The sequence below is a fragment of the Hymenobacter sp. BT730 genome (assembly GCF_030542105.1).
In the GTDB taxonomy this organism is placed as follows: domain Bacteria; phylum Bacteroidota; class Bacteroidia; order Cytophagales; family Hymenobacteraceae; genus Hymenobacter.
On sequence record NZ_JAUOFB010000001.1, the window covers coordinates 423,105 to 449,614 of the forward strand.

A 26,510-nucleotide genomic window follows, 5' to 3' on the forward strand; every position below is an offset into this window, starting at 1 on the left:
CGCCGTGGGCGGACTACTTACGCCAGGGCCGCCCGATGCTAAGCAGGAGTGCCTTTATATTCCTCGGCCAGCTTATCAATAGCGGCGGCCAGTTGCCGGTCTTTTTCCGTCACGATGTTGCCAGCGTCGTGGGTGCGGAGCCGGAACGTAACCACGTTATACTCATTGCTCCACCAAGGATGGTGGTTCTGGTACTCGGCTTCCTCGGCTACATCGGTCATGAAGCTGAAGGCCGTTTGGAAGTCTTTGAATCGAAACGTGCGGGTGAGGGCGTTGTCTTGTTCAGTCCACATAAACAGGGCAGAGGGAAGGGTGGAAGGAGAGCCGGAAGTAGTGTTTAAAATACGGGCTATCCTATACCCGCAGCCAATGGGCCTCGTAAAAATCCGGACACCGTAATCTACGCTTTCTATGCCCTTGCACCGTTTGTTAGATCAAAAGCTTAGTAAAGTCTACGAGCCTTCTTCCCGGATTGATGACGTGTTTAAAGGCTACGACATCACCTTTATTACCAATGAGTACGGCGAGCCGGTCACGCTGTTCTTCGGTAAGCGCCGGCCCGATGGCGCTATTGCCGGCGAGCGGTATACGCGCACCATCAAGCGCAAGCCCGGCAGCCAGGAGGTAACGCACAGCCATTGGGATTTGCGGGGCAAGATTATGCGCTAGCGGCTGAGCTGGGCCCGAACTTCCATCAGGGCAAAGCCCAGCAGGTTAAGGCCGGGCCACTCGGCGGGGTTAGCTGCCTGCGGATGATCCTGCGCCAGCCCAATACCCCATATAGCGTCTACCGGGCTGGCTTCCACTAACACCCGCTGGCCTGTATCCAAAAGGAATGTGCGTAACGCCGGATGCTGGCTGAATTTGGCCAAGTTTCCTTGCACTACTATTTCAAAGCGGGCGGCATCCCAAGGCCCTTCCTCAAAATTTTGTACTTGGCGGCCCAGGGTTTTGGCTTCATGAGGATGAGAGGCGCCCAAGATGGCTTGTCGGGTAGCTTCATCCTGAAACAGTCGCGCTTTTTCGGCCATCATGTAGTGCTCGGTGGTAGCGTAGGTATGGCCATCTAGAGTGAAGGGCGCCCGATACCACTGACTAAAGCACTCTTTGCCCACGGCAGCTCCGGGTCTTCCGGTATGCCCCCAGAAAAAAAGGTACTTCACGGGCTGCCCCTGCCTGATGTAATCTAATAGTGATTCGATGGAGCGAACAGAGGCAAGAGCAGCAGCCATAAAGGAAAATGAAGGCGGCGTTGGGTTCGGGGGCCACCTCTCTTCAAACCTAAACCTAATTACGAAAACCACAGTACACTTTCTTGAATGAATTCCCATTCCACCTGCTGATCTTTCTATGGCAACCGACCACAACAACCGCCCCATACGCGTTATAAACGACGATACCACCGATGAAGAGCTGGCTGCCGGCCATATCATTCCCGGGGCAAACCCACCTAAAAACGAAGATGCCCGCGGAGGCTTCGGCAACCGCGACGGCAAAGAAGGCTTTGGCACCGACAGCGGCAGTGGCAGCACGTCGCTTTCCGTGAATGAGAATGCCGATAAAACCGAGCCGCCAGCGGATAACATCCGCACCACCGATGCTTTCCGCCCCGACCGGCCCAACCAGGATGTTCCCGCTGACGATGACCCCGAGCTGGAATCGCGCCGGCCGGTAGATGAGCTGGATGCCGACGACGCCCGTCCCGGCCGCGACGAAATGCAGAACCCCAACTCCCGCGTGGGCATGGACCAGATGGAGCCCCGCCCCACCGGAACCAACGCCGACCTCGCCCGCCAAGGCACTAATGCCGACCTGACTGACCCCAACGCCACCGATACGGCTATTGATCAGTAAAGATTTCTCCCGGCTCCGCACCCACTGCGGGTGCGGAGCCGGGCTTTTTTTATTCACTTTTAACGGAAACGCGCCATGCCTTATAAGAGCAATAGCACCAACCAGCAGTCGAAGGAGAACCACGGCAACCCCGCCGGCGCCGGCCAGCCCAAAGCTGAGTCCTTGCCGGTAAATCAGCTGGATCCAGATTTGGAGGATCGGTTGGAACAGGAAGCCGCCGATGCGCCTCAGCGTCATCCCAACCGCAACCTCGACAAGCCCGATATCGACAAACCCGCCTACGGCGGCGGACATTAGCCGTCGGCTTACGTAACGCCTACATACAAGCACTGCCCCGCCGGGCAGTGCTTTTTTTGCCTATACTACCGGCCCAGACACTACGCCCGCTACCTGAAAGTCGTTCGTTAACCTTGCCCTCAACTGCTATGGCCCGCTTTGTTACCACTGATGTGCATGGCTGCCTGCGCACCCTGCGCCGCGCCCTGGAAGAAGTCGTTCTGTTTTCGCCCCGCGACGAGCTCTATGTGCTGGGCGACTACGTGAACAAAGGCCCCGACAGCAAAGGTGTGCTCGACTACCTCATGCAACTGCGGGCCCGCGGGTTAGAGGTGCACTGCCTGCGTGGCAACCACGACCAGGAGCTGTTGGATGCCGCGCACGGCCACATAGGAAAAACCTGGGCCTCCGCCGCCGACCGGGAACTGACCCTCAGCAGCTTTGGCGCCGCCACAGCCGCTGATATCCCGGCAGTCTATCTGCACTGGCTCGACGCGCTGCCTTACGAATTCGAGCTGCCAGACTTTGTGCTGGTACACGCGGGCTTCGATTTTCGCGAGCCGCCGGAGCGCATGCGCCAGGACCATCATACCATGATGAATATCAAGCAATTCACCTTTGATGCCTCCCGCCTGCAGGGCAAGCGGCTGGTGCACGGCCATGTGCCCACGCCCGTAGCAGAAGTGCGGCGGCGGATAGAAGTGAAGGCCGGGGCGCTGAACCTGGACACCGGCTGCGTTTACCGCCACAACCCGGAACTTGCCCACCTCAGCGTGCTGAACCTGGATACCCTTACGCTACACACGGTGCCTAACTGTGAAGTGCCTTACACCATTGCCAAACGGGCGTCGTAGCCCGTTTAGCTCGTAGCCACCACCCAGTTGGCAGTTCCCAACCCCCGCCGTACCTTTGAACCTATGGAAACCCACGCCCCCATCATTGCCCGAGACACGGTTATCTTTGATTTAATCTGTCAGGAAAAAGAACGTCAGACGCATGGCATCGAGCTGATTGCCTCCGAGAACTATGTTTCGGAGCAGGTGATGCAGGCGCAGGGCTCTATTCTGACCAACAAATACGCCGAGGGCCTGCCCGGCAAGCGCTACTACGGCGGCTGCGAAATCGTTGACCAGATTGAGCAGCTGGCCATTGATCGGGCCAAGGAGCTGTTTGGCGTGGAGTGGGTGAACGTGCAGCCGCACTCCGGCGCGCAGGCCAATGCCGCCGTAATGCTGGCGGTGCTGCAGCCCGGCGACAAAATCCTGGGTTTCGACCTTTCCCACGGTGGCCACCTCACGCATGGCTCGCCGGTAAACTTTTCCGGTAAGCTCTACAAGCCGTCTTTCTATGGTGTAGAGCCCGAAACCGGCCTCATCGACTGGCAGAAGGTAAAAGAAACCGCCAAGCGCGAGCAGCCCAAGCTCATCATCTGTGGGGCCTCGGCGTACTCCCGCGACTGGGACTACAAAGCCCTGCGCGAAGCAGCCGATGAGGTAGGCGCGCTGCTGCTGGCCGATATTTCGCACCCCTCCGGCCTCATTGCCAAGGGCTTGCTGAATAACCCCTTCGAGCACTGCCACATTGTAACCACCACCACGCATAAAACCCTGCGCGGCCCGCGCGGCGGCCTCATTATGCTGGGCAAGGACTTCGAAAACCCCTTCGGCCTGAAAACACCAAAAGGCGACATTCGCATGATGTCGGCCTTGCTGGACTCGGGCGTATTCCCCGGCACGCAGGGTGGCCCGCTGGAGCACGTTATTGGTGCTAAGGCCGTAGCCTTCGGCGAGTGTCTGTCCGATGCGTACACTGACTACACCCAACAAGTAATCCGCAACGCTCAGGCTTTGGCCAAAGGCTTTGTAGACCGTGGTTATCAGATTATCTCCGGTGGCACCGATAACCACCTGATGCTGATTGATCTGCGTAGCAAAGGCCTCACGGGCAAGCTGGCGGAAAACACGCTCGTCAAGGCCGATATCACCATCAACAAAAACATGGTGCCCTTTGATGATAAGTCGCCCTTTGTGACCAGCGGCATGCGGATCGGCTCGGCCGCCGTTACTACCCGCGGCCTGAAAGAGGCCGATATGAGCCGTATTGTGGAGTTTATTGATGATGTGCTGATGCACCACGACAATGATACCCACCTGGGGCAGGTGCGCCGGCAGATAAATGAGTGGATGCAGCAGTTTCCGCTGTTTGCTTAGCTGAGCTGGATGGCTAGCTAAGCGAGGCAGGAAAAGGGAGAGGGGTAAACCCGCTCCTGACTTTCCTTCGTTTATGTCTGCACACGGCCAGTCATTCCTTATTCAGAATTTCCTTTTTTCAGTGAATCAGCCTCAATTACAACCGGGACAGACGTTGGGCGACCAGCACGAAATGTCCTTCATCGACCACCTGGAGGCCTTGCGGTGGCACATCATCCGGGCCGCTATTGCGGTAGTGGTTTTCACTACCGCTGCTTTTTTCGCTAAGGATTTTCTGTTTCACGACCTGATTCTGGGCCCCTCGCGCCCCGATTTCTGGACGTACCGTATGTTCTGCAAGTTTGGAGCCTGGGTAGGAGCCCCCGACCTGTGCATCGATAAAATCGGGTTTGTGATTCAGAACCGGGAGATGAGCGGGCAGCTTACCATGCATATCAGTACCTCCTTTATGGTGGGGCTGGTGCTGGGGTTCCCGTATTTATTCTGGGAGCTGTGGCGCTTTATCAAGCCCGGCCTGTACCCGCACGAGCGGAATAACTCCCAGGGGGCAGTGTTCTTCGTATCTGTGCTGTTTATGCTCGGGCTGCTCTTTGGGTATTACATTGCCGCGCCCCTCAGCATCAACTTCCTGGCGGGCTACGTGGTAGATCCTACCATTGAAAACCAGATTGACATGCAGAGCTATATCTCCACGCTCACTACCATGTCTATGTCCTGTGCCTTTGTGTTTGAGCTGCCCATGATTGTGTTCTTCCTGGCGAAAGCCGGGTTGATTACGCCCGAAATCATGCGGGTATACCGCAAACATGCTATTGTGGTGATTCTGGTGGTAGCGGCTATTATCACGCCACCCGATGTTTCGGCGCAGATTATCGTTACTATTCCCATTCTGCTGCTTTATGAGCTAAGCATTAACATTGCCCGCGTGGTGCGCCGCAATGATACCGCCCGCCTTAATGCCAAGCTGGCTGAAAACCAGGGAGTAGCCTGATTTCCTGTCTTCACCTTCCTTTCTGACTTTCGCTATGAACCTTGCCATCGGCTCCGACCACGCCGGCTTTGAGTACAAGCAAATGCTGCTTTCGTGGCTGCGTGATAACGGCTACGAGGTAGAAGACTTCGGGACCTATTCTGCTGACTCCGTAGATTACCCTGACTTTGTGCACCCGCTGGCCAGTGCTGTGGAGGAGGGCGAGTTTAAGCAGGGTATTTTGGTCTGCGGCTCCGCAAACGGGGTGGCCATTACGGCCAATAAGCACCGGGGCGTGCGGGCAGCCATTGCCTGGGAACCTGAAATTTCCCGGCTGGCTCGCCAGCATAATGATGCCAATGTTATCTGCATCCCAGCCCGTTTCATTAGCGAGGAGCAGGCCCGTGCCATTGTCAGTGAGTTTCTGAACACGGCCTTTGAAGGTGGCCGCCACCAGACGCGGGTAAATAAAATCAACTGCTAATGCAGCAATGAGAATTGGGCCTTTAACCTGATTTAGCGGCCGCCGATAAGCCAAAGCCCCCGGCATCATACTAGTATGATGCCGGGGGCTTTGGCTTATTTCCGCTGATATAGCCGGGGCGTGGCCGTAAGCTGGTAGCGCCCAAACACATGGGGGGCTTTGTATTGCAGTTCCGGCATCAGCCCCTTTTGGTCAAGGATATAGCGGGGCGGGCTGGTGGCCATGTTGCGCGTAAGCCGCACTACAGCAGCATACTCATTCAGGTGGCCAAAATCGATTTGCGACAGGTCCCAGTCGAGGTAGGGAGTGGCCAGCGGGTTCTGCAGGTAGGGGCTTCGGTCGGGGCCCAGCACCAGCAGCGGTTGGTTGTGCAGGGCAGCGTAGGTGGGGTTGGGGCGCACCGCATAGCTGGTCTCACTGGGCAGCTGCAACACCTCAGCTAGGTGCAACTGGCTCCGGTAGCGTACAGTAGCAACTACCCCAATCAGTACCAACAACAGCAGATTAGTAAGCCAGGGGCGAGGACTTTTCTGCCACAGGAATAAGCTGAAATAGGCAGTTGGAGGCAGCAGCAGCGCCAGGCTGCCGGGAGCGGTGCCGCGCGTCAGTAGCAGAATGCCCAGCGCCACCAGCAGCCAACTCAGCATCAGCTGCTGAAACTTCACCTGAAAAACCAGCCCCAGCGGGGTTGTAAATGTGCGCAGCAGGGAAAGCACAAGCACGGCTCCTGGCACAATCAGCAGCTTAAGCTGCAACTCGCGGGGCAGCCCCTCCTGCGCCGCAGCCAGCCCATAGAGCATGGGTCGCAAATGAAACTGGTTAAAGCTCGGTAAGGCATCGGCATACAGGCAAAGGGTGCCTACCACTGCATACGGAAACAAAAAGCCGCACACCAGCAGCAGAAAGCTGCGGAAAGAGTTGGCGGCAAAGATGATAACGGCAAACAGACCCACCAGCAGAAACAGCGCCAGGGGCAGAAAGGCCAGGGCGGCCATACCAATTAGAAACCCGGCCCGGAACAGGCGGCGGTTATCGTAGCCTTCCCGTAGGGTGGGGAGCAGGGCACTTAGGGCATACACAACGCCGGTTTGCCCCAGCAGTAATGGGGAAAGCGTGTCCAGGTCGGTGGTGATGCTGCCCAGCAGCAAGTAGGTAAGGGCAGCCAAATAGCCCCGCTCCGGGTGTACGCCGCTTCGGTTGAGCACAAAGTTAAGGCGCAGAGCCTGTGCCACCAGTGCCGCGAGGGCCAGAAGCCGGTACAGCCATACGGGGCGCGAGGCCACGGTATCCAACAGACCCATGAATATGGTGACCAGCGGGGCCATGCTGTCGTACAGGTCACGGTAAGGAATGGCGCCAGCATGAATTCGCTCCCCTACCAGCAGGGAGTGGAGCTCGGAGGGCGTTACTGGCAAACCTAATAGCAGCAGGGGCAGCCGCAGCCCCAGAATAAGCAGCAGCAGGGCTGCCAGCCGCGTAAGAAGCGTACTTTTGAAGAAACCTAACAAGGAGCAGAAAGCAACAAACCGATGAATACGGCCGCCAGGTACCTACGCCGGGCGGGCCGTCCTCAAAAGTAGCACGCCGGCCGCGCACTTCGGCCGTAGCCGGCCAATAGATGCGGGGCATATCTATCAGTTTCAGAAGCCCCGAAACCCGTACCTTTGTTTTTCTAACGTATGGAAAGTAAACGACAACAGAAATTTGCCAGCCTCTTACAGCAGGAGCTGGCCTCCGTCTTGCAGCGCGACCTGCCCCACCTGTTTCCCAGCCTGGCTCCGGGCATCAGCACCGTGCGCGTGTCGCCTGACTTAGGCGTAGCCCGCATTTACCTGAGCAGCCTGCTGGCCAACAGCGGCGAGGAAACCCTGGCCCAGGTGCGCGACAACAACAAAGCCATTCGCCAGGCCCTGGCCAAGCGCATCCGCAAACAGGTGCGCGTCATTCCCGAGCTGGTCTTCTTCCTGGATGACAGCGCGGCTTATGCCGCTCACATCGATAAGGTACTGGGGGAATTGAGCATTCCTCCGCCGCCATCGGAAGACGATACCGAACACCAGACTAACCCCAAGCGCCCGAAGCTTTTCGCCGACGAGGACGAGGAGTAGGTTATCCATTGCCCGTAATGAAGTGGTCAGCGGCCGGTTGAAAATTTCTCCACCGGCCGATGCACAAACGGGCTACGGATAACGCCAGAATATCAACTGCCAACGGACAACCCCTTGCATTACGACCCGATTAAACGCACCCTGGGCGAAGTATTTAACCGCACGCCCTGGCTCCGCCGCCTGTTTTATCACCTGCTTGATTTGCTGCTGCTGCGTACCTGGCACGTGCATAGGGAGCTGCGCCAGTGGGCGAAAGGCCGCCAGCAGGAACCTCTCGTGATTTTGGATGCGGGCTCGGGCTACGGGCAGTATACTTACTGGCTATCGGGGCTGAGCAAGCTCTGGACGATTCTGGCCGTGGATGTAAAGGAAGAGCAGGTAGCCGACTCCAACCGGTTTTTCCGGCAAATCAATCGGCCGCAGGTGCAGTTTGCCGTGCAGGACCTGGTGCTGTACCGCGAGCCGAATACCTTCGACCTGGCCCTTTCGGTGGACGTGATGGAGCACATTCTGGAAGATGTGGAAGTATTCCGCAACATCCACGCCTCCCTCAAGGACGGCGGCATGCTGCTGATTTCGACCCCCTCTGACCAGGGCGGCTCCGACGTGCACGCCGACGACGAAACCTCCTTTATTGAGGAGCACGTGCGCGACGGCTACAACATACACGAGATTCAGCAGAAGCTGCGCACCGCGGGTTTTGAGCGTATTGAGGCCCGCTACAGCTACGGCGAGCCGGGCCAGGTTTCCTGGCGCCTGAGCATGAAGTACCCCATTCTGATGCTGGGCAAGTCGCGCCTGTTTTTCCTGGTGCTTCCTTTCTACTACCTCCTAACGTTCCCTGTTTGCCTGATTCTGAACTGGTTTGATGCCAATACCCGGCATGATTCCGGTACCGGTCTCATTGTAAAAGCCTGGAAATAAAGCCTGGTGCACCGCCTGCTTAGCGGGAGTAACGTATCTTGCCCACTACCTCTGTCCTTTCTTCTTTCGCCTGATTTCCGCCCTGCATGAACGTCGCTTTGCTCATTGCCCGGCGTTATTTTTCTTCCAAGAAGAAGCGCAACATCATCAGCATTATCTCCAATATTTCCATGGTTGGAGTGGCCGTGGGCACTATGGCGCTTATCATTGTGCTGTCGGTGTTCAATGGGCTGGAGGACCTGGTACGCTCGCTCTACGGCAAATCCGACCCCGATCTGAAGATTACCGCCCTCAAGGGCAAGTCGTTTGAGGTAGATGCGCCGCTGCTCACGCGCCTGCGCGCCATGCCGGGCGTGGCCCTGGTAACGGAAGTAATTGAGGATAATGCCCTGCTGCGCTACCACGACCGGCAGATGGTGGTGAAGATGAAGGGCGTGAGCGACAACTTCTTCGCCCAAAGCAACATCGACTCGGCCCTGGTGCAGGGCGACCACCGCCTGGAAAAAGAAGGCGGCGAGTATGCCCTCATTGGTGCCGGCGTGCAGCATGAGCTAAGCATAGCTCTGGATAACCGCCTGGCGCCCCTCACGCTGCTGTACCCGCGCAATACCGGCAAGCGCACCCTTTCCTTCAACCCGGAAAATGCGTTCAACGAGCTGCCCATTCTGGCCGGCGGCGTGTTCCTCATCGAGCAGAACATCGACGACAGCTACGTTTTCGTGCCCCTGAATTTTGCGCAGAAGCTGCTGAACTACGGAGACAAGCGCACCAGCCTGGAGGTGAAAGTAAGCCAGAGCCGCACTATTGAAGAGGTAAAGGGCGAGGTGAAGGAGCTACTGGGGCCTAAATTCTCGGTGCTGGATTCTGATGAGCAGCACGTAAGCCTGCTGAAGGCCATTAAAGTGGAGAAGATGTTTGTGTTCATCACCTTCGCCTTTATTCTGCTCATTGCCTCGCTAAATATCTTCTTCTCCTTGTCGATGCTGGTCATTGACAAGCGCAAGGACGTAGCTATTCTGCAGGCTATGGGGGCCGGCCAGCGCACCATTCGGAATATTTTCCTGTTTGAAGGGGCTATTGTGGCGCAGGTAGGCGCTATTACCGGCCTGGTGATTGGGGTAACCATTTGCTGGCTGCAGCAAACTTTTCATCTGGTATCTATGGGTATGGCCACCAGCGTGGTCGATTCCTACCCCGTGAAGATGCAACTCTCTGATATTGTGTGGACCGGCGTTGCAATCATTATCATCACCATTGTTGTTTCTATCCGGCCGGCGCTTAGCGCCTCCAAGCTGGATATCAGAGACAACCTCTAATTCTGCCGCAAACATGTAACCTTCTTGTCTACTGTAGTAGCAAGTTGATAGACACAGGTTGCCTATTCATCTTTTATATATAACTATTTGTAGATTAATTTTTACTTTTTAAAAGAATATCTGCTAGTTGGTATTTGTTCTTACTTTCAACGCCATTTTTAGGCCGCCCTTATGAAAGTTTCCACTTCAGAACCCTTTCAGATAGTCTACTCATTGCTGGAGCATGAGTACCTGGGCTACCTGTTTGAGTCATATGTGGTCCAGCGTAACACACGCGGCCAATTGACCTTGCAGCACCAGAGTGTATCAGCAAAAAATGCTCCAGAATTTGCTGATGGCCTAGATGTTACCGACTTCGAGATTGTGGCCCTCACGGACCAGATTCAGCAGGACGCCGTGATAAAGGAGTTCTGGCCCAAGAAGATTGCTACAGCTGATTTCTTCCTAAAAGTGTACGACCCGGAAAAGGGCGACAAAGCACTGCAGGAACGCATCAGCAGCTACGTACAAAACCGCATGGGCCAGATTATGGACCGTTTGGCGGGCAAGCACGTCTTCATTATGGGCAAGGATGGCGAACCAACCTGGCACGAAATAGCCATGGCGCCGGAGCCGGCCTCCGTGCTCTTTCACTTCCGGCGTAATGACGACAATACCCATTATTTCCCTACCGTTCAGTACCGGGGCCAGCGCCTCGATTTCCAGTTTCGGGGAGCGGTACTGGTGTGTTGTCAACCCGCCTGGATGCTGCTGGATGATGTGATTTATGCGTTCCGCAATGATGTGGACGGCAAAAAGCTGCAGCCTTTCCTCAACAAGAAGTTCATTGTAATTCCCCGGCAGGTAGAAGACAGCTATTTTCAGCGCTTTGTGGCCCCGCTGGTGGAGTCGTTTGACGTGCACGCCCGCGGCTTCGATATTCGCTCGGAGCGGTACGTAGCCCGGCCGCAGCTTACTTTCTCCGATGTGCCCAGCGCCACCGTCACCACTCTGGAAGAGCCGCGCCCGCGCGGCACCCGAGGGCGGGCAGCAGCTTCTCTGACTGAAAGCGGTGGCGTGGCCACCATGGTGCAGCCTACCGAGCACATTCACTTCGACCTCTCTTTCCGCTACGGCGACCATACCGTACACAACAGCTACGACAAGCGGGTGTGCGTAAAGCTGGAAAAGAACGATGGTAGCTACATTTTCCACCGCCTGATCCGCAACCTCGACCTGGAGCAGGACATTATCCGGGAACTGCGCCAGCGCGCCCTGGAAGTGCGCAACGGCCGCGCCGTGCTGGAAAAGGCCACCGCCTTCCGCTGGCTGCACAGCTACGCGGAGGACCTGGAGCGTATGGGCTTCACGGTGCAGCAAAGCACCGAATCAGCCAAAGATTACTTCATCGGAGCCATTACCGTGCAGGTGGGCATCACTGAAACCAGTGACTGGTTTGATATCCATGGCACCGTTCGTTTTGGCGACTACGAAATACCCTTTATCCGCCTGCGTCCTTACATTCTGGGGCATCGGCACGAGTTTCGGCTGCCCAACGGGCAAATTGCCATTATACCGGAAGAGTGGTTTACGGAGTACCTGGAGCTGTTTGCGTTTTCGGAGGAGCATCATCATTCCCTCACGCTACGCAAGCACCACGTAGCCCTGGTAAACGACCTGCAGCACGGCAACCTGGCTACCGTAACCATGAGCCGCAAGCTGGAGCGCTTGCGCGAGTTTGAGGCGGTGGAGGATAAGCCCTTGCCCATGGGCTTTATTGGCCAACTGCGCCCTTATCAGAAAGCGGGCTACAACTGGCTGCACTTTGTGAAGGACTACCATTTTGGCGGCTGTCTGGCCGATGATATGGGTCTGGGCAAAACGGTGCAAACGTTGGCTCTGCTGCAGCACCGCAAGGAAAGTGGCGAATCCAAAGGGGCTGCCTCTCTGCTGGTAATGCCTACCTCGTTGGTATACAACTGGATGAGTGAGGCCTTGAAGTTCACGCCTGAGTTGCGCGTGCTGACTTATACAGGTACGTACCGCGACAAAAACGTGGAGCAGTTTCAGGACTACGACCTGATTCTGACCAGCTACGGTATTGTGCGGCTGGATGCCGAAATGCTGAAAACGTATCAGTTCGACTACGTGATTCTGGATGAGTCGCAGGCCATCAAAAACCCTGGTTCTACTACCTCGCAGGCTGTGCGCGGCCTCCGCTCCCGCCACCGTCTCATTCTGACGGGCACACCCGTAGAGAACAGCACCATGGATTTGTGGTCGCAGATGTCATTCATCAACCCCGGCTTATTGGGCACACAGGCCTTCTTCCGTAAGGAGTTCCTAAAGCCCATTGAGAAGGAGAAGGACGAGCACAAAACCAAGCGCCTGCACACGCTCATCAAGCCCTTTATCCTGCGCCGGCACAAGGCCCAGGTGGCCCGTGAGCTGCCCGATAAGATTGAGCACCTGAGCTACTGCACCATGACGGAGGAGCAGGCCCAGTGCTACGAGGAAACCAAGAGCTTCTACCGCAATAAAATCCTCAAAAACATTGAGGAGCACGGCACAGCCAACACGCAGTTTATGCTACTGCAGGGCCTGACCAAGCTGCGCCAGATTGCCAACCACCCCCGCATGGCCGATGAAACCTACGAGGCCGAATCGGGGAAGCTGCGCGAGGTCATCCGCATGATCCGCAGCGTGGTAGCCGAAGGGCACAAGGTGCTGGTGTTTAGTCAGTTTGTGAAGCACCTGGATATTGTGCGGGCTTCCCTGGATGAAAAGCAGATTAAGTACGCCTACCTCGACGGCAACACCCGCGACCGGCACAAGGAAGTGGCCCGTTTCCAGGAAACCGAAAAGCTGCGCGTATTCCTGATTTCGCTGAAAGCTGGTGGCGTGGGCCTCAACCTCACCGCCGCCGACTACGTGTTCATTCTCGACCCCTGGTGGAACCCCGCCGTGGAGGCCCAGGCCATCGACCGCGCCCACCGCATCGGCCAGGAAAAGACCGTCTTCACCTACAAGTTCATCACCAAGAGCACGGTAGAGGAAAAAATCCTGGCCCTGCAGAACAAGAAAATCCAGCTGGTCACGGACTTGATATCTACTGATGAGGCCATCATCAAGAGCCTGACCAAGGAGGATATTGAGGAGTTACTGGGGTAAGGTCACTATTGATTTTCCCAAGCTAGCTGGTACAGGCCTAGAGGGTATACTGCTGCCTGGCCTGCTCTCGGGATATGCAAGTGAGTGCTGGCGGCCCCCCACCTTGTAAATGGCCCTGCGGAAACGACAGTTGCCAGTAACCCCCATCAGCCGGATCAACATACAGGCGCTGCCAGCCCGTGGAATCGGCTGCAATAAATTGTAACTGATGAGCGAGTAGCCATTGAATACGCTCCACATTTGCATCAAGGCATAGGGAATCGTTTTGGTAAAGCCATGCGCCAATAACTTGTATTTCTTGAGCCGCTAACTGCATAACGCAGGTCTATAGATGATTAATTAAACGCCGTTCTTTCATTATTGAGCTTTTTCCCGAGTAGTATACTTCATTAGGCATCCAGCTTCCCTACCACTAATTGATAAGTACTGTTATCAAAGCCGAGTAACCTACCTTTTATAGTACTGTTTAGCGGGGGATAATCATCAGGAAAGCGCATACCATGTTTGGTTTGTTTTCCGAAATCGGTTATGTTCATCCGTACAGGAAAGCCTACACCAGCATCGTAAAAAACGCCAAAAATTGCTTGTGTAAATACCTTTCCGGTCAGAACCGTCCCAACAGGTAGCTGAGTTTGAAGTTGCTGCCAAGCCAGTGAATTTTCCTCCTGTTGTGACAAAACCACATTACGGAAAGGGGGATTCTCAATACTTCTCCAAGTCATAGTATAAAATTTAAGGTGTCATAATAAGCCTATATCAGGGAATTACCCCTACCAGAACCGATTAGCACACACCACCTGGGTTTTCTTCTTCAGCCGCAAACCCAGTAGCACCTCGTGGCTACCGCCGTGGTAGCCGGCCAGCTCGGAAAGGCCGGCATCGTAGGAATAGCCCAGCGTGAACTGCTCGTAGCTAAGGCCCACGATGGCCACGGCCGAGTCGAAGGCGCGCCAGGAGGCGCCAATCCACAGCAGGTCCTGGTACTTGAGCTTGGCATTAAGGTCGACTGAGAGCGGGGCCGGGTTTACGGCCTTCACCAGCACTGAGGGTACCAGCGACCAGTCATCATTAAGGGGCAGCCGCACCCCGCCCGTGGCGAAGTAGTGCCGCTTCAGCGTGTTGCCTGGCGCCCCCTCGCCTTGCAGGCCGGGCCCGTAGGAGAAGTTAAGCTGATTGCCCAGCAGCTGTGCCCCCGACAGGCCCAAATAGAAGCGGGAGCTATACACCCACAAACCCACCGACCCATCCAGCACCTGCGAGGAGGCGCTACCTGCCTGGGTAGTAGGGTCGAAAAAGCGCAGTTTCTGCCCATCCACGGCAAACTGCTGCATTCCCGCCGATAGGCCCAGCGCCACCCGCAGGTCGGGCCGCAGCACCAGATTGTAGGCGTAGGATGCGTAGGCCCCCGTCCGGCTGGTGGGCCCGGTTTCATCTCTATATACCAAGCCGCCTATGGCATGAAACGGACGGCGCCGGTCCCGAATGGTGCGCTTGCTGGTGCTACGCCACTTGCCCAGTGAGGAGCTGATGCTGGCATAGTAGGTTTTGGGCGCACCTTCCAGGCCCGTCCACTGGGTGCGGTAGCTGAACTTGACGTCAATGTAGTCCTCCACGCCGGTGGTGCCCGGGTTCAGGATGTAGTTATTGTTCATGTACTGGCTGTACTGCGCCTGCTGCTGGGCCAGAACCGGCACCGCAGCCAGTAGCAGCGGGAGCAGCAGGAAGGGTAGGGCTCTTTTCATAGCAGTAGAGGTAGAAAGTATCGGGCGAAGAAGCAGGTGACCCTACTTCTACAAGCACAGCAAGACATTTTTTAATACAAAATCGTAATCGACCCGCTGTAAGACCGGCCCAGCGGCCCTTTCGTCTCCACCACGTAGTAATAGGTGCCCACCGGCGCCGGCTTGCCATTGATGTCGCCGCGCCACTCATTGGCCCGGCTGTAGTTATTGGCGGAGAAGATGCGGTTACCCCAGCGGTTGAACACACTCACCGTATTGTCGGGAAATTGCTCGATGAACTCAATCTGCCAGGTGTCGTCGCGGCCGTCGCCGTTGGGCGTGAAGGCGTTAGGAATGCGGATGGCCGGGCGCACGGTCACTTTCACCTGGTCAGAGTCGGCACAGCCGCCTTCTCCGGCCGATAGGGTATAGGTGGTAGTTTCCGTGGGCGAGGCTACTGGCCGCAATGGAGCATTGGGGGAAATAGTCAGCCCCGTGGCGGGCGTCCACGTCACAGGATAGTTACCATCGGCGCGACCTTCCAGAATTACGGAGGAGCCGGCTAGTATCTCCTTGTCCGGGCCGGCATCTACGTCCACCGGTGGGCTGATGCGCACCGCTACCTCATTGGAAACCGCCGTAACAGGCTGCCCGCATACGTTGGTAGTGCGCAGGCGCAGCGTCACGGTCTGGCCGTCCCGCAGCGTGGTGCTGGTAAAGACCGGGGTTGTAGCACCAGCTACGGCGTTGTCATTTACCAGCCACTGATAAGTAGGGGCCGGGCCGGCGTTGGTCACACTGGTGATGCGGAACGTAAGCGGTGCGCCCGGGCAAACGGGCCCGCCCGGCTGCACGCCAATGCTGAGCGTGGGCACAGGCGTGGGCGTGCGCGTTACCGTAACCGTGGCCACGGCCGGACCCGCGCTGCACAGCCCCGCGGTAGGCGTCACCTCCACCCGCACCTGGTCGCCGGTGACCAGCGTGCTGCTGGTGAAAGTGGGCCCGCTGGCCACGGCCACGTTGTTCACAAACCAGCGGAAAGTAGGCGCAGTACCCGCGTTGGTTGGCACAGCCGCAAAAACCAGGGCCGTGCCGGGGCATTGCGCCGGCGGGGTAGCCAGCGTCACGCTTGGTTTCACCACGGGACGCACCTGTACTGTCACCTCGTTGGAAACGGCCGTGGCGCAGGTGCCCGTGCCCGAGGTTACCCGGCGCCGGAAAGAAGTAGTTGCTGTGAGGGGTCCCGGCGAGTAAGTAGAGCCCACCGCACCGCTCACGGACCTCCAGGTTACATTATCCGTCGAGGATTCCCATTGGTAAACGAAGTTGCCCGTGCCGCCGGTGGCCGGGGCCCTGCTGGTGAGAGGTGCCGGCGTGGTGCCCGCACAAATATCCTGGCTGGCCGCAATGCTACCCCCATTCAGCGCGGGCAGGGCCGTCAGAACGATGGACGGCGAATACACCGGTCCGCAAGGCCCCGAAGTAACCTGGCGCCGGTAGTAGGTGGTGGCCGTTAGCGGACCAGGCGCATAGCTGGCGCCCGTGGCGCCGGCAATAGGCGTCCAGCTCGAGTTATTCGGGCTGGCCTCCCACTGGTAAGTAAACGCACCCGTGCCGCCTGTGGCTGCCGTGGTGCTGGTAAGGCGGGTCGGCGTAGCACCCAGACACAGCGTCTGGTTGGCCCCGATGGTGCCGGCCGTCAGGGCCGGGGCTACCGTAATGGTCACGGCATTGGACAGAACCGGGGCGCAGGCGCTGCCGGAACTCGCCCGGCGCCGGTAGGAGGTGGTGGCACTCAGCCGGCCCGGCGCATAGGTGGCTCCGGTGGCGCCGGCAATAGGCGTCCAGGTACTGTTATTCGTGGATGATTCCCACTGATAGCTGATACTGCCCGTGCCGCCCGTAGCCGGGGCTTCGCTGGTAAGCGGAGTAGGCGTGCCACCGGCACAGAGGGTCTGGCTGGCGGCAATGCTACCGGCTGAGAGAGCCGGCACCACAGTCAGCGTTACGGTATTAGAGGGCGTGGCGGGGCAGGTGCCGGAACGTACCTGGCGCCGGTAGTAGGTGGTGGCGGTAAGCGCCCGGGGCGCGTACGTGGCAGAGGTAGCGCCCGGTATAGCTGCCCAGGTTACATTATCTGCCGATGATTCCCACTGATAAGTAAAGGTGCCCGTGCCACCCGTGGCCGCCGCGGTGCTGGTAAGCGGTGCTGGCGTAGTGCCCGCGCAAACAGTCTGGTTAGCCGCAATGCTACCCGCCGTCAGGGCCGGTAAAACGGTGATGGCTACCGAAGCGGTAAAGGTGGGGGCACAGTAAGGACCTGGCCGATTGGGCAGAAGCAGTTGGGCGCGCCGCCGGAAATAGGTGGTGCCGGGCGGCAGCGAGGCCGGGGGCAGGTAAGTCTCACCGGTTGCCCCGCTAATAGCGGTAAAGGTGGCGTTATCCGTTGACCTTTCCCATTGGTAAACGAGCGGCAGGCCGGCGTCGCCCGAAGCGCTGACGTTGCTGGTGAGCGTATCCGGCGCGGTTCCGGCGCATAGGGTCTGAGGGCGGGCAATGCTACCCGGCTTCGGTAGGGCCGGCACGCGAATAATGCCCTGGGATTCCCGGCAGAAGCAGTCATTGGTAATGCGCAGAGTAACGGTGTAGTCGCCGGGGGTAGCGTAGGTGTGGACGGGGTCTTTTTGATTGGAAGTGGTGCCGTCGCCGAAGGTCCAGGCGTAGACCAGATTGGTAGCCTGAACGCCGAAGCTGGCCTGGAAGCTTATTTCCCGGCAAGCCGTGATATCTGCCCCAATGCCCGCGCGCAGCAGGGAGCTTTGGTTGAAATTGGGCAAACCCAGGCCGCTGCGGCGCCCGCCCAGCTGCAGGCTGTCATCGGCGTAGGCGATGCTCACCCCCAGCGAGTCGGGATAAGAAATGAAGCCCAGCGCGGGCTGGTTTTCCCGGGCCACGTACACCTTGCCATCGGGGCCCGCCTGTAGGGAGCCCAGATTGACGGGGGTAGTTTGCTTGAGCGGAATCACCTGCTTGCTGGCCGGTACATTGGTGGCGGTTAAATCAAACTGCAGCAGCTGGGGCGGGCTGAGCACCGTGGCGTAGAGCCGGCTGCGGCCGGGCGAAAACTCCACCCCGTAGTAGCGGCCGGCCCCGCTGTCAATAGCGCGGCGGTTGCTGACGATACCCGTGGCAGCATCGAAGGCAAACAGCTCAATGGTGCTGCTACTGTCGCCTAAGGTTTCGCTGAAGCGGGCCACGGCCAGCTGCTGGCCATCGGGCGAAACTTTCATCTGGCCGCGGTAGCCCTGGGCCGACACGCCGGGTGCATGCAGGGCCCCGATGGTGGAAATTACGGGCGGCAGCTGCACGCCGGCGGGTGTTACGCGGTACGCCAGAAAGGCGTCGCCGCGGTTCTCGATGCCGGAAGTTTCATTGCCCCAGCCGTGCACTATTATCCAGATGTCACAACCGTTTTTATGAAAGACACCCGTCATTTTCTCGGTGGTGCCGAGGGTGAGAGGCGTGTTCTTGGTGGCAGCTACTACCTCGCCCTGGCCGCCTCCAGCCGGAATCAGGATTTCCGAGTAGCTCAACCCTTTGGGGCCGCCCTGCGCATCCTGGGTGAAAATAAGGTAAGTAGTTGCCCCCCCAGGCGCAACTATGCCCGGCTTTTTAATAGCCAGCGGCCCGTCGGTGGTGAGGCGGTTGCCCCCCATGCCGGTGCCATTGGTCATGATGTTGTGGTCGCGGCTCCAGACGGTGTCGCCGTTGCTATAGAAGAGGATGTTGCCCGTACCATCCGACATAATCCCGGAGCCGGCGGGCGCTACCATCCGGCCATCGGTCAGCACTGTGGGCGGAATAGAGTCCGTGGCGGAGTTAAAGTCCAGCCCCGCCCGCTGGCCGAAATACCACTTGTTGATGAACTTCTCATCCTGGCTGCACTCCGGAGGTGGCGTGGCCTGCGCCAGAGCTGTTGTGGCCGCCCCGCTCAGCAGTAGAACCAGCAGCATGAGCAGCCAAACAGCCGCCGGGCGCACCCAACCGGCCGAGCACCGGTAACGGAGACTAGATGGCTGGCCAGGGCCAGATGCATGCTGGGAGAAAGTGCTGGTACTTGATAGGGCAGGAGGCAACAGCTCGGTGGGCATAGAGAGGCAGATAAGTGAGCGGACAAAGCGGGTGCTCAAAAAGGAAAGTGCCACTCGCCACCCTTAAGAAACAGAGCCTGATGGCCAGCTACTTCTACTACAATAAGGGTAGCCAGCCGGTTTCACTAAAGCTATGCACTGTTGGCCACTTTTATAAATAGATGCCTGAATAGTGCTAGATTCCACTACATAGGCCGGCAGAAAATTGTCTTGTACCTACCAGTTCATCTCTACGAGCACGGTAGAGAAGAAAATCCTGGCCCTGCAGAACAAGAAAATCCAGCTGGTTACGGATTTGATATCCACCGACGAGGCCATTATTAAGAGCCTGACTAAGGAGGATATTGAGGAGTTGCTGGGGTAGGGGATTACAGAAACCTGACGATTAATATTGTTCGTAGTGATACGAGGTAGTATTAGTTACTATGCCGTTGGTTTTCAGAATGGCCTTAACTAGTAACCCGCTCTCAAACGTGTAGCTTTTTTCGTAGCTGACTTGACGCAGTTCATCATACCATGTCTTCTGGGTGAGTACTCCGGCCTTATCATAAGTGAGCGAATACACTTGGCTTGGGATGCCTTTGTGCTCCACTTTCACAAGCTGCCCCTCGGCATTGTAATAGCCTAACCACTCTTCCGTTCCCATATCGCAGGCAACTACACCTGGCCGAGACGAGAATTGAATACGGGTCAGCAGGCCGTTTCTGTACTCGTACTGCTCTATTTGGTCACCGCCCTGCACTTTCTTCAACAAACCATTGGTGTAGTAATCAAGCTGATAGGTGCCTGCTTTCTTTAGTTTTCGTTGAGAATCGTATTTGAAGGCAATGGTCTTGATGTCTGGTTCGGAGCTTACGGTAGCTAAGACTCCGTCCGGATGGTAGGTGTAAGTGAAGGAAGAGCTATAGCCGCTTTCAGGCCGATTATGAAGCTGGTTCTTCATTTCCCGGTACGTAGCATAGCCTTGCTCGTTGAAACGCTCCGTAACGATGTACTTGCCGTTAGGCGCTTCCTCCACTGACCGAATAGCTTTGATTTGGTGCCGCTTGATGTCCACTATGCTCATTTGCTCAAGCAGTATTCGGTTCCCGATAAACAGGTCTTCCAGCGCTTCCACCTGCTCATACCTGTCAGCAGAAGTAGACCAGAAGGAAAGCGCAGATTTCACTAGGGTTTCCGCTGGTAGTTGCCTCGCAAAAGGCAGCAGAACTAGTGCACACAGAGTGGGCTTTAGAATAGCACGAAAGTATTGCAAAGCCATAGAGCTATTTGATTCTAGTCTGTCTCATTTTAAGTAACAATAGCGACAAGGTGTGTAAGTAAGCTAAAGAGCGGCGAGCATTGTTATAGAGGAACTAAATATTAGGTTCTCTATGCACCTCCTTCTCCGAACTCACGTCTCCCAACCACCCGCCCAAGTCTGGCAGGGCTTCACGCGGGAGTTATTCCTGGCGTTGGCTCCGCCATTTCCACCCTTCCGCCTGTTGCGGTTTGATGGCTGCCAGCGCGGCGACCGGGTGGAAATAGAAATAGGGGCCGGTCCATTGTGCCACCGCTGGACCTCCCTCATTACCGACCACGGCATTTTGCCCGATGGTACCTACTATTTCGTGGATGAAGGTCAGGAACTGCCGCCACCGCTGGGCTATTGGCGGCACCGGCATCTGTTGCAGCCCGCTCCGGGTGGGGGAACGTACATTGTGGAGGATATCGAATACCGCTCCCTATTTCATTGGATAGAAGCACTGCTATATCCCATTCTATGGGCGCAGTTTGCTTGGCGCAAGCCTATTTACCGGCGGCTATTCGGTGCCGGAGCGCGCTAGCACCATTTTAATATCGGCCCGCTGATACTCGGAAGGGGAGAGCGGCACTTCTACGAAACCCAATTTACGATATAGGGTGAGGGCAGGCGTGAGCTTGCGGTTGGAGAGCAGCTCCAGGTGGTGGGCCCCTACCGCCCAGGCCTGCTCAATAGCCGCCTGCCCCAGCAAATATCCGATACCCAAGCCCTGGGCTTTGGGCGAAACGGCCATTTTCGCTAGCTCAAAGTTGCCGTCGGGCTCCCGGATGAGGGCACAGGTACCTACAATCTGATCCTGATAGCGGGCCATGAAAATGTAGCCGCCTGAGTCCAGAATGTAGCCTTGCGGGTCGTCGAGCATGCGCTTGTCCAGCTCTTCCAGGGTGAAATAGGTGGTAATCCACTCGTGGTTCAGGTCGCGGAAGGCCGCCTGGTGCTCGGGGCGGTAAGCAAGAATTTCGATGGGGGCAGACATAGGCATATATAAGGGCCGCAAGATACGCCGGAACTGGCTGCGGTAGGAGTAGAGGGCAATTCGAATGGGGCAGGCGGCTAACCCCGGCCGGGTGCGTACCTTTGTAGTCCCATTTTCATAACCTGCTGCCATGTCTGCCACGCTCACGCTCAAACCCGGTAAAGATCAATCCCTGCGACGCCTGCATCCGTGGGTGTTTTCGGGGGCCATTGCCCGGATGCAGGGCGAGGTAGTGGAGGGCGAAGTAGTAAGCGTACTGGCGGCCAATGGTGAGCTGCTGGGCGTGGGCCACTACGCTCCCGGCTCCATTGCCGTACGCATGCTCGATTTTGGCACCGAGGCCCAGCTGCCCGATGCCGCTTTCTGGGAGCAGAAGCTGCGCAACGCCTACCAGCTGCGCCAGCGCCTGGGGCTCACGGGCACCGGCAACACCAACGTGTACCGCCTCATCCACGCCGAAGGTGACGGACTACCCGGTTTGATTATTGACGTGTACGGCGACACGGCTGTGGTGCAGGCCCACAGCGCCGGCATGTACAAAGCCCGGCCCCTGATTGCCGCCGCCCTGCAAGCCGTTTTAGGCGAAAGCCTGCGCGCCATCTACGATAAAAGCGCCGAAACCGTACCTGCCAAAGCGGCCCCCGATGCCCAGAATGGCTACCTGCTGGGTGAAAGCACCGGCCAGGAGCATGTGGTAGAAGAAAACGGCCACCGCTTTGCCGTAGACTGGGAAACCGGCCAGAAAACCGGCTTCTTCATCGACCAGCGCGACAACCGCGCCCTGCTGGCCCGCTACGCGCCCGGCCGCCGCGTGCTGAACACGTTCTGCTACACCGGCGGCTTCTCCGTGTACGCCCTGCAGGCCGGCGCCGAGCTGGTGCATTCCGTGGACTCCAGCAAGAAAGCCATTGAGCTAACCAACCGCAACGCCGAGCTGAGTGGCCTGCAGGACAAGCACGAAGCCTACGCCCAGGACGTGTTCAGCTTCCTGAAAGACCGCCATAACCAGTACGACCTCATCGTGCTGGACCCACCGGCCTTTGCCAAGCACCTCTCTGCCCGCCACAACGCCCTGATGGGCTACAAACGCCTGAATGTGGCCGGCATCAAGCAAATTGCACCCGGTGGCCTGCTGTTTACGTTCAGCTGCTCACAGGTAGTAAGCATGGAATTGTTTGAAGGCGCCATCATGGCCGCCGCCATCGAAGCCGGCCGCCCCGCCCGCATTCTACACCGCCTCACCCAGCCCGCCGACCACCCCGTTAGCCTGTTCCACCCGGAAGGGGAGTATTTGAAGGGACTGGTGCTGGCCGTAGATTAACACAGAATATCCGCGTTCAAACTATTCATTTGTATGGTCAACACCTTGCCAGATCCTTGGAACTTCTCCAACGTGGAGCGTCAGCTCGTTTCCGGAGACAACGCACAGCGACTGGAGTATGGCACTCTGAAGGAGATGAACCAAGGTGGTCCATTACACGGGTTTTGCTTCTGGATTACACCCACCGGGCGGCGGGTCCAGCTACCTGGAACTTATGGCGGCCCACCTATATGGGATGCGGTGGGGCGTCGGGTAGCATTGCCCATGTGGCAACAGGCTCTTTTTTCGAGCCCCAATCAGCGACTGGCCGTGTTGGATACGCAGCTGCAACAATTGGTAGTATTTCGACGGGGATTCAGTGTATTGCATTTACAGGCCTTTGAAGGTTTGATTGTGACAGCCGTAGATAACCCGGCTCATCGTCCTGCACCAGTGAGCATTAACATTGGAACCGAAGACATAAAGCAGGTTTTAGAGTTATAACGGCGTCCTTTCCTTCACCCTTTCTCGTGCCCCGAAAAAAAACCGGCTCTATTCCCCGCAAACCTGCTGTTGCCGTTATTGGTGCTGGTATTGGAGGCATTGCTACGGCGGTGCGGCTGGCAGCGCGGGGGCATAAGGTGACGGTATTTGAGGCCCAGAGTACGTTTGGGGGAAAAATGCACCAGCTGGAGCTGCCCGGCGGGTACCGCTTTGATGGCGGCCCTTCGCTGTTCACGCTGCCGCAGCTGGTAGACGAGCTGTTTCAACTGGCTGGGCGCAACCCCCATGACTATTTCCGCTACGAGCGGCTGGACCCTATCACGCAGTACTTCTTCGCCGACAATACCCGCCTGACGGCCTGGGCCGACGAAGCCCGGTTTGCAGCTGAGGTAGAGCAAAAGCTAAGCGTGCCTGCGGCTGCCGTATTGGAATTCCTGCACCAAAGTGCCCGCGCCTACGAGGGTACTGCTGATACGTTCCTGCGCAAGTCCCTGCACAAGCTCAGTACCTATACCAGTCCGGAGGTAGTGAAGGCGCTGGCCGTGCTGCCCTCGCTGGGCCTCACCAGTACCATGCACCAGCGCCACGCCGCTACGTTTCAGGACCCGCGCCTGGTGCAGCTTTTCGACCGGTTTGCGACCTATAACGGCTCCGACCCCTACCAGGCTCCTGCTACCCTCAGCCTGATTCCGCACCTGGAGCACGGCATTGGTGCATTTTACCCTGAAGGCGGTATTTACAGCATTGCCGAAAGCCTGGTGAAGCTGGCCCAGGAGCTGGGCGTGGAGTTCCGATATAACGAGCCCGTAGAGGAAATTCTCACGGCCGGGGGCCACGTAACCGCCCTCCGCACGGCCCAGGACGTGTACGACTTCGGCGTAGTGGTCAGCAACATGGATGTAGTGCCTACCTACCGCCACCTGCTGCCCACGCTGCCCGCCCCTGAGCGTACTCTGGCCCAGCCCCGCTCTTCCTCGGCGCTGATCTTCTACTGGGGCATTGGCGCTGAGTTTCCGGAGCTGGGCGTACACAACATCTTTTTCTCCGAAGACTACCGTCGCGAGTTCGAGGCCATTTTCCGGGAGCAGACGGTAGCCGATGACGTAACGGTGTACGTGAACATCACCTCTAAAAAAACACCCACCGATGCTCCTGCCGGCCACGAAAACTGGTTTGTGATGGTGAACGTACCCCATGACCAGGGCCAGGACTGGCCGGCCTTAATCAGCCAAACCCGCGCTGCCGTGCTGCGCCGTCTGCAACGGGCCCTGGGGCGTGATGTGGAGCCGCTTATCCGGGCCGAGCATGTATGGGACCCTCCGGGCATTGCCCGTCAAACATCCTCCTTTGGCGGGGCGTTGTATGGCAGTTCCTCCAATAATATGTTGGCTGCTTTTCTGCGCCACCCAAATTTTTCTCGTAAACTCGATGGCTTGTACTTTTGTGGAGGCAGCGTGCACCCAGGCGGGGGCATTCCCTTGTGCCTGCTGTCGGCCGCTATCGTAGCCGACCTTATTTCCGCCTGACCTATTGTTTCTCATGCCCACTACCGATTCTATGCCCCATCCGCCCGCGGCCCCGCCCGCCCTGCCGGCGCCCAGCCGCCAGCGCCTGCGCGTGGCTCAGGGAATTGTGCTTTTATTTCACGTTACCGGATTTCTTGGCCTGGCTTTCTCGCTGGACCCCAGCTTCTATCTCCGCTTTGTACCGCTGAATCTGCTGCTTACCGCGGCCTTGCTGCTGGCCTTTCAACCCAACCGTAGCCGGGAGTTCTATTGGTTCTGTGTGGTCGTGATGGTGGTGGGTTTTGGCATTGAGGTGATAGGCGTGAGCAGCCAGATTATCTTCGGAAACTATGAGTACGGTCCCGTGCTGGGTTTTCAGCTCTGGGGCGTGCCGCTGATAATTGGCCTGAACTGGCTGATGCTCACGTATATGTCCGGTATTCTGGCCCGCTATCTGCCACTGCCCAATATTCTTCGGGCTATTGTAGGGGCGCTGCTTATGGTGGGAATGGACATCTGCATCGAGCCCGTAGCCATGCGCTATGATTTCTGGCACTGGCTGGCTGATGTAGTACCGCTGCAGAATTTTAAAGCGTGGCTGGCCCTTTCCTTTATTCTGCAGGTATTTTTTAACCGCAGCCATTTCGTAAAAAGCAATGAGCTGGTACCTTTCGTGTATCTGGTGCAGTTGCTCTTTTTCTTTGGCTTGGGGCTGCTGAGATAAACCGCGCTTCTCCACAATTTAGTAGTTTAGGCAGCCAGAGCTGCCACTCCCTTTGTTTGTCTTTTGCCTTCCATGAATCGTACTCCCATTACTACGCTACACCACACCCTGTTAGAGGAGGTACGTTTGCTTTTCCAGCGCGAGGGGGTCAGCGCTTTGTCGCTGGAGCAAATTATCCAGCGGCTTAATGTGTCGCCGGCTACGTTTCACGGGATGTTCGAAGATAAGGACGACCTGGTAACGCAGGTAGTAGTGCATGACCTGGAACGCCAGCGTAATGAGCACGCGGCCCTGTTCGCCAGTACCGAAAACCCGGTGGAGCGTATTCTGCTGCTGTTACAGCATGGCATCCATGAAATACAGCAAACCCCCAGCGCCAACTTCGCAGAAGTACAGCAGGAGTACCCGGCTGCCTGGAACCTGATGATGGATCATCTGGTGACCTACTCCTACCCCCAGATCCACGGCTTGCTGAACGACGGCATTCTGCGCAAGCAGTTCCGTGGCGACATCAACATTGAGCTGGTCACCAAAATTATTCTGGAGCAGATCAACCTGATTCTGAATACCGATATTTTCCCGCCCAGCCGTTACAGCCTGGCCGAGGTATTCCGGAGTATTTACCTCTACTATATCCGGGGTATTTGCACGGAGGAAGGCATGCACCTGGCGGCTTCTCACTTTGCTCGTCTGTAAGCCGCGCCGACCATAGCCCCCACAATAGCCCTGCCCCGGGAAGTACTGCATGTAGCAGGTACTTTCCGGGGCAGTAGCTTGAGAAGGAGCGCTATTTAGCTAATGGAAACGCGCACTTTCTTGGTGTATTCGCGAAGCGAGTCCTTAAACTCGCTGCCGCTGTCGCGCATGTGGTTCAGAATGAAAATGGCGGCAAACACGTGCGTCAGCTTTTCACCTTCATCTTCGCCGGGCACTTCAAAAGGAGGCTGTTGCTCTTCCAGCAGGGCTTCCTCAGCGGCCAGTAGCGTATCCAGGGTCTGGGATTCAACCAGCTGTTTAATAGCAGGGATTTTCAT

General features: G+C 57.3%; 28 protein-coding genes. 18 read left to right on the forward strand and 10 right to left on the reverse strand.

Annotation, left to right across the window (positions count from 1 at the left end):
* Positions 1-38 precede the first annotated feature (38 nt).
* The gene (locus tag Q4G72_RS01785; protein WP_303309721.1) at positions 39-293 is read right to left on the reverse strand and encodes a 4a-hydroxytetrahydrobiopterin dehydratase; all 255 of its coding nucleotides are present in this window, start codon (positions 291-293) and stop codon (positions 39-41) included.
* Between the two features lie 118 nt (positions 294-411).
* On the opposite strand from Q4G72_RS01785, the gene Q4G72_RS01790 reads away from it, so the two are divergent.
* Positions 412-669 (forward strand): hypothetical protein, encoded by a 258-nt coding sequence (locus Q4G72_RS01790; protein WP_303309722.1) that lies wholly within the window; start codon positions 412-414, stop codon positions 667-669.
* Here the strand turns inward: Q4G72_RS01790 and ybiA are convergent.
* The gene (gene ybiA, locus Q4G72_RS01795; RefSeq protein ID WP_303309723.1) at positions 666-1,232 is read right to left on the reverse strand and encodes a riboflavin biosynthesis intermediates N-glycosidase; all 567 of its coding nucleotides are present in this window, start codon (positions 1,230-1,232) and stop codon (positions 666-668) included. The two genes, Q4G72_RS01790 and ybiA, sit on opposite strands and share 4 nt — an antisense overlap.
* Before the next feature lie 118 nt (positions 1,233-1,350).
* Here ybiA and Q4G72_RS01800 point away from each other — a divergent pair, with 118 nt between their 5' ends.
* The 6 genes from Q4G72_RS01800 (at position 1,351) to rpiB (ending at position 5,794) form a co-directional block, all read left to right on the forward strand.
* Complete coding sequence (locus Q4G72_RS01800; protein WP_303309724.1) at positions 1,351-1,854, forward strand: hypothetical protein; 504 nt, start codon at positions 1,351-1,353, stop codon at positions 1,852-1,854.
* Between the two features lie 75 nt (positions 1,855-1,929).
* Positions 1,930-2,151, forward strand: coding sequence for a hypothetical protein (locus Q4G72_RS01805; protein WP_303309725.1), 222 nt, complete (start codon positions 1,930-1,932; stop codon positions 2,149-2,151).
* A 128-nt stretch (positions 2,152-2,279) separates the two neighbouring features.
* Entirely contained in the window at positions 2,280-2,984 is a 705-nt protein-coding gene (locus Q4G72_RS01810) for a metallophosphoesterase family protein (protein WP_303309726.1), read from the forward strand.
* 63 nt (positions 2,985-3,047) lie between these two features.
* Complete coding sequence (glyA, locus tag Q4G72_RS01815) at positions 3,048-4,340, forward strand: serine hydroxymethyltransferase (RefSeq protein WP_303309727.1); 1,293 nt, start codon at positions 3,048-3,050, stop codon at positions 4,338-4,340.
* A 73-nt stretch (positions 4,341-4,413) separates the two neighbouring features.
* Positions 4,414-5,331 carry a twin-arginine translocase subunit TatC gene (gene tatC / locus Q4G72_RS01820; protein WP_368408958.1) on the forward strand — a complete coding sequence of 306 codons (918 nt, stop codon included), beginning with the start codon at positions 4,414-4,416 and terminating at the stop codon, positions 5,329-5,331.
* 34 nt (positions 5,332-5,365) lie between these two features.
* A complete protein-coding gene (gene rpiB / locus Q4G72_RS01825; protein ID WP_303309728.1) occupies positions 5,366-5,794 on the forward strand; it encodes a ribose 5-phosphate isomerase B in 429 nt (142 codons plus the stop codon).
* A 95-nt stretch (positions 5,795-5,889) separates the two neighbouring features.
* Here the strand turns inward: rpiB and Q4G72_RS01830 are convergent, their stop codons facing one another.
* On the reverse strand, positions 5,890-7,302 hold the full coding sequence (locus tag Q4G72_RS01830) for a hypothetical protein (RefSeq protein WP_303309729.1): 1,413 nt from the start codon (positions 7,300-7,302) through the stop codon (positions 5,890-5,892).
* 171 nt (positions 7,303-7,473) lie between these two features.
* Here Q4G72_RS01830 and Q4G72_RS01835 point away from each other — a divergent pair, with 171 nt between their 5' ends.
* The 4 genes from Q4G72_RS01835 (at position 7,474) to Q4G72_RS01850 (ending at position 13,292) form a co-directional block, all read left to right on the forward strand.
* Positions 7,474-7,902 (forward strand): ribosome-binding factor A, encoded by a 429-nt coding sequence (locus tag Q4G72_RS01835; RefSeq protein ID WP_303309730.1) that lies wholly within the window; start codon positions 7,474-7,476, stop codon positions 7,900-7,902.
* 114 nt (positions 7,903-8,016) lie between these two features.
* Positions 8,017-8,826 carry a class I SAM-dependent methyltransferase gene (locus tag Q4G72_RS01840; RefSeq protein ID WP_303309731.1) on the forward strand — a complete coding sequence of 270 codons (810 nt, stop codon included), beginning with the start codon at positions 8,017-8,019 and terminating at the stop codon, positions 8,824-8,826.
* Between the two features lie 86 nt (positions 8,827-8,912).
* Positions 8,913-10,142 carry an ABC transporter permease gene (locus Q4G72_RS01845; protein ID WP_054414534.1) on the forward strand — a complete coding sequence of 410 codons (1,230 nt, stop codon included), beginning with the start codon at positions 8,913-8,915 and terminating at the stop codon, positions 10,140-10,142.
* 171 nt (positions 10,143-10,313) lie between these two features.
* Entirely contained in the window at positions 10,314-13,292 is a 2,979-nt protein-coding gene (locus tag Q4G72_RS01850; RefSeq protein ID WP_303309732.1) for a DEAD/DEAH box helicase, read from the forward strand.
* Between the two features lie 37 nt (positions 13,293-13,329).
* Here Q4G72_RS01850 and Q4G72_RS01855 read toward each other — a convergent pair whose 3' ends face one another.
* The 4 genes from Q4G72_RS01855 to Q4G72_RS01870 all read right to left on the reverse strand — a co-directional run bounded on the left by Q4G72_RS01855 (position 13,330) and on the right by Q4G72_RS01870 (position 19,164).
* Entirely contained in the window at positions 13,330-13,608 is a 279-nt protein-coding gene (locus Q4G72_RS01855; protein ID WP_303309733.1) for an Imm27 family immunity protein, read from the reverse strand.
* 73 nt (positions 13,609-13,681) lie between these two features.
* Complete coding sequence (locus Q4G72_RS01860; protein WP_303309734.1) at positions 13,682-14,014, reverse strand: hypothetical protein; 333 nt, start codon at positions 14,012-14,014, stop codon at positions 13,682-13,684.
* Between the two features lie 48 nt (positions 14,015-14,062).
* Positions 14,063-15,034 (reverse strand): PorP/SprF family type IX secretion system membrane protein, encoded by a 972-nt coding sequence (locus Q4G72_RS01865; protein ID WP_303309735.1) that lies wholly within the window; start codon positions 15,032-15,034, stop codon positions 14,063-14,065.
* A gap of 71 nt (positions 15,035-15,105) precedes the next feature.
* Positions 15,106-19,164 (reverse strand): DUF8696 domain-containing protein, encoded by a 4,059-nt coding sequence (locus Q4G72_RS01870; protein ID WP_303309736.1) that lies wholly within the window; start codon positions 19,162-19,164, stop codon positions 15,106-15,108.
* Between the two features lie 205 nt (positions 19,165-19,369).
* Here Q4G72_RS01870 and Q4G72_RS01875 point away from each other — a divergent pair, with 205 nt between their 5' ends.
* Positions 19,370-19,528, forward strand: coding sequence for a hypothetical protein (locus Q4G72_RS01875; RefSeq protein ID WP_303309737.1), 159 nt, complete (start codon positions 19,370-19,372; stop codon positions 19,526-19,528).
* A gap of 21 nt (positions 19,529-19,549) precedes the next feature.
* Here the strand turns inward: Q4G72_RS01875 and Q4G72_RS01880 are convergent, their stop codons facing one another.
* Positions 19,550-20,332, reverse strand: a complete 783-nt coding sequence (locus tag Q4G72_RS01880; protein WP_303309738.1) for a hypothetical protein — start codon at positions 20,330-20,332, stop codon at positions 19,550-19,552.
* A 205-nt stretch (positions 20,333-20,537) separates the two neighbouring features.
* Between Q4G72_RS01880 and Q4G72_RS01885 the strand changes: the two genes are divergently transcribed.
* Positions 20,538-20,990: an SRPBCC family protein gene (locus Q4G72_RS01885; protein ID WP_303309739.1), complete on the forward strand. Its 453-nt coding sequence runs from the start codon at positions 20,538-20,540 to the stop codon at positions 20,988-20,990.
* Here Q4G72_RS01885 and Q4G72_RS01890 read toward each other — a convergent pair.
* On the reverse strand, positions 20,967-21,443 hold the full coding sequence (locus Q4G72_RS01890) for a GNAT family N-acetyltransferase (protein WP_303309740.1): 477 nt from the start codon (positions 21,441-21,443) through the stop codon (positions 20,967-20,969). The two genes, Q4G72_RS01885 and Q4G72_RS01890, sit on opposite strands and share 24 nt — an antisense overlap.
* Before the next feature lie 130 nt (positions 21,444-21,573).
* Between Q4G72_RS01890 and Q4G72_RS01895 the strand changes: the two genes are divergently transcribed.
* From Q4G72_RS01895 to Q4G72_RS01915, 5 genes are all read left to right on the forward strand, one after another.
* Positions 21,574-22,764, forward strand: a complete 1,191-nt coding sequence (locus tag Q4G72_RS01895; protein ID WP_303309741.1) for a class I SAM-dependent rRNA methyltransferase — start codon at positions 21,574-21,576, stop codon at positions 22,762-22,764.
* Positions 22,765-22,797: 33 nt separating this feature from the next.
* A complete protein-coding gene (locus tag Q4G72_RS01900) occupies positions 22,798-23,247 on the forward strand; it encodes a hypothetical protein (RefSeq protein ID WP_303309742.1) in 450 nt (149 codons plus the stop codon).
* A gap of 26 nt (positions 23,248-23,273) precedes the next feature.
* A complete protein-coding gene (gene crtD, locus Q4G72_RS01905) occupies positions 23,274-24,773 on the forward strand; it encodes a 1-hydroxycarotenoid 3,4-desaturase CrtD (RefSeq protein ID WP_303309743.1) in 1,500 nt (499 codons plus the stop codon).
* Positions 24,774-24,786: 13 nt separating this feature from the next.
* Positions 24,787-25,476 carry a carotenoid biosynthesis protein gene (locus tag Q4G72_RS01910; protein ID WP_303309744.1) on the forward strand — a complete coding sequence of 230 codons (690 nt, stop codon included), beginning with the start codon at positions 24,787-24,789 and terminating at the stop codon, positions 25,474-25,476.
* 72 nt (positions 25,477-25,548) lie between these two features.
* Positions 25,549-26,172 (forward strand): TetR/AcrR family transcriptional regulator, encoded by a 624-nt coding sequence (locus Q4G72_RS01915; protein ID WP_303309745.1) that lies wholly within the window; start codon positions 25,549-25,551, stop codon positions 26,170-26,172.
* Positions 26,173-26,267: 95 nt separating this feature from the next.
* Here Q4G72_RS01915 and Q4G72_RS01920 read toward each other — a convergent pair whose 3' ends face one another.
* Positions 26,268-26,510 carry a DUF6952 family protein gene (locus Q4G72_RS01920; protein ID WP_303309746.1) on the reverse strand — a complete coding sequence of 81 codons (243 nt, stop codon included), beginning with the start codon at positions 26,508-26,510 and terminating at the stop codon, positions 26,268-26,270.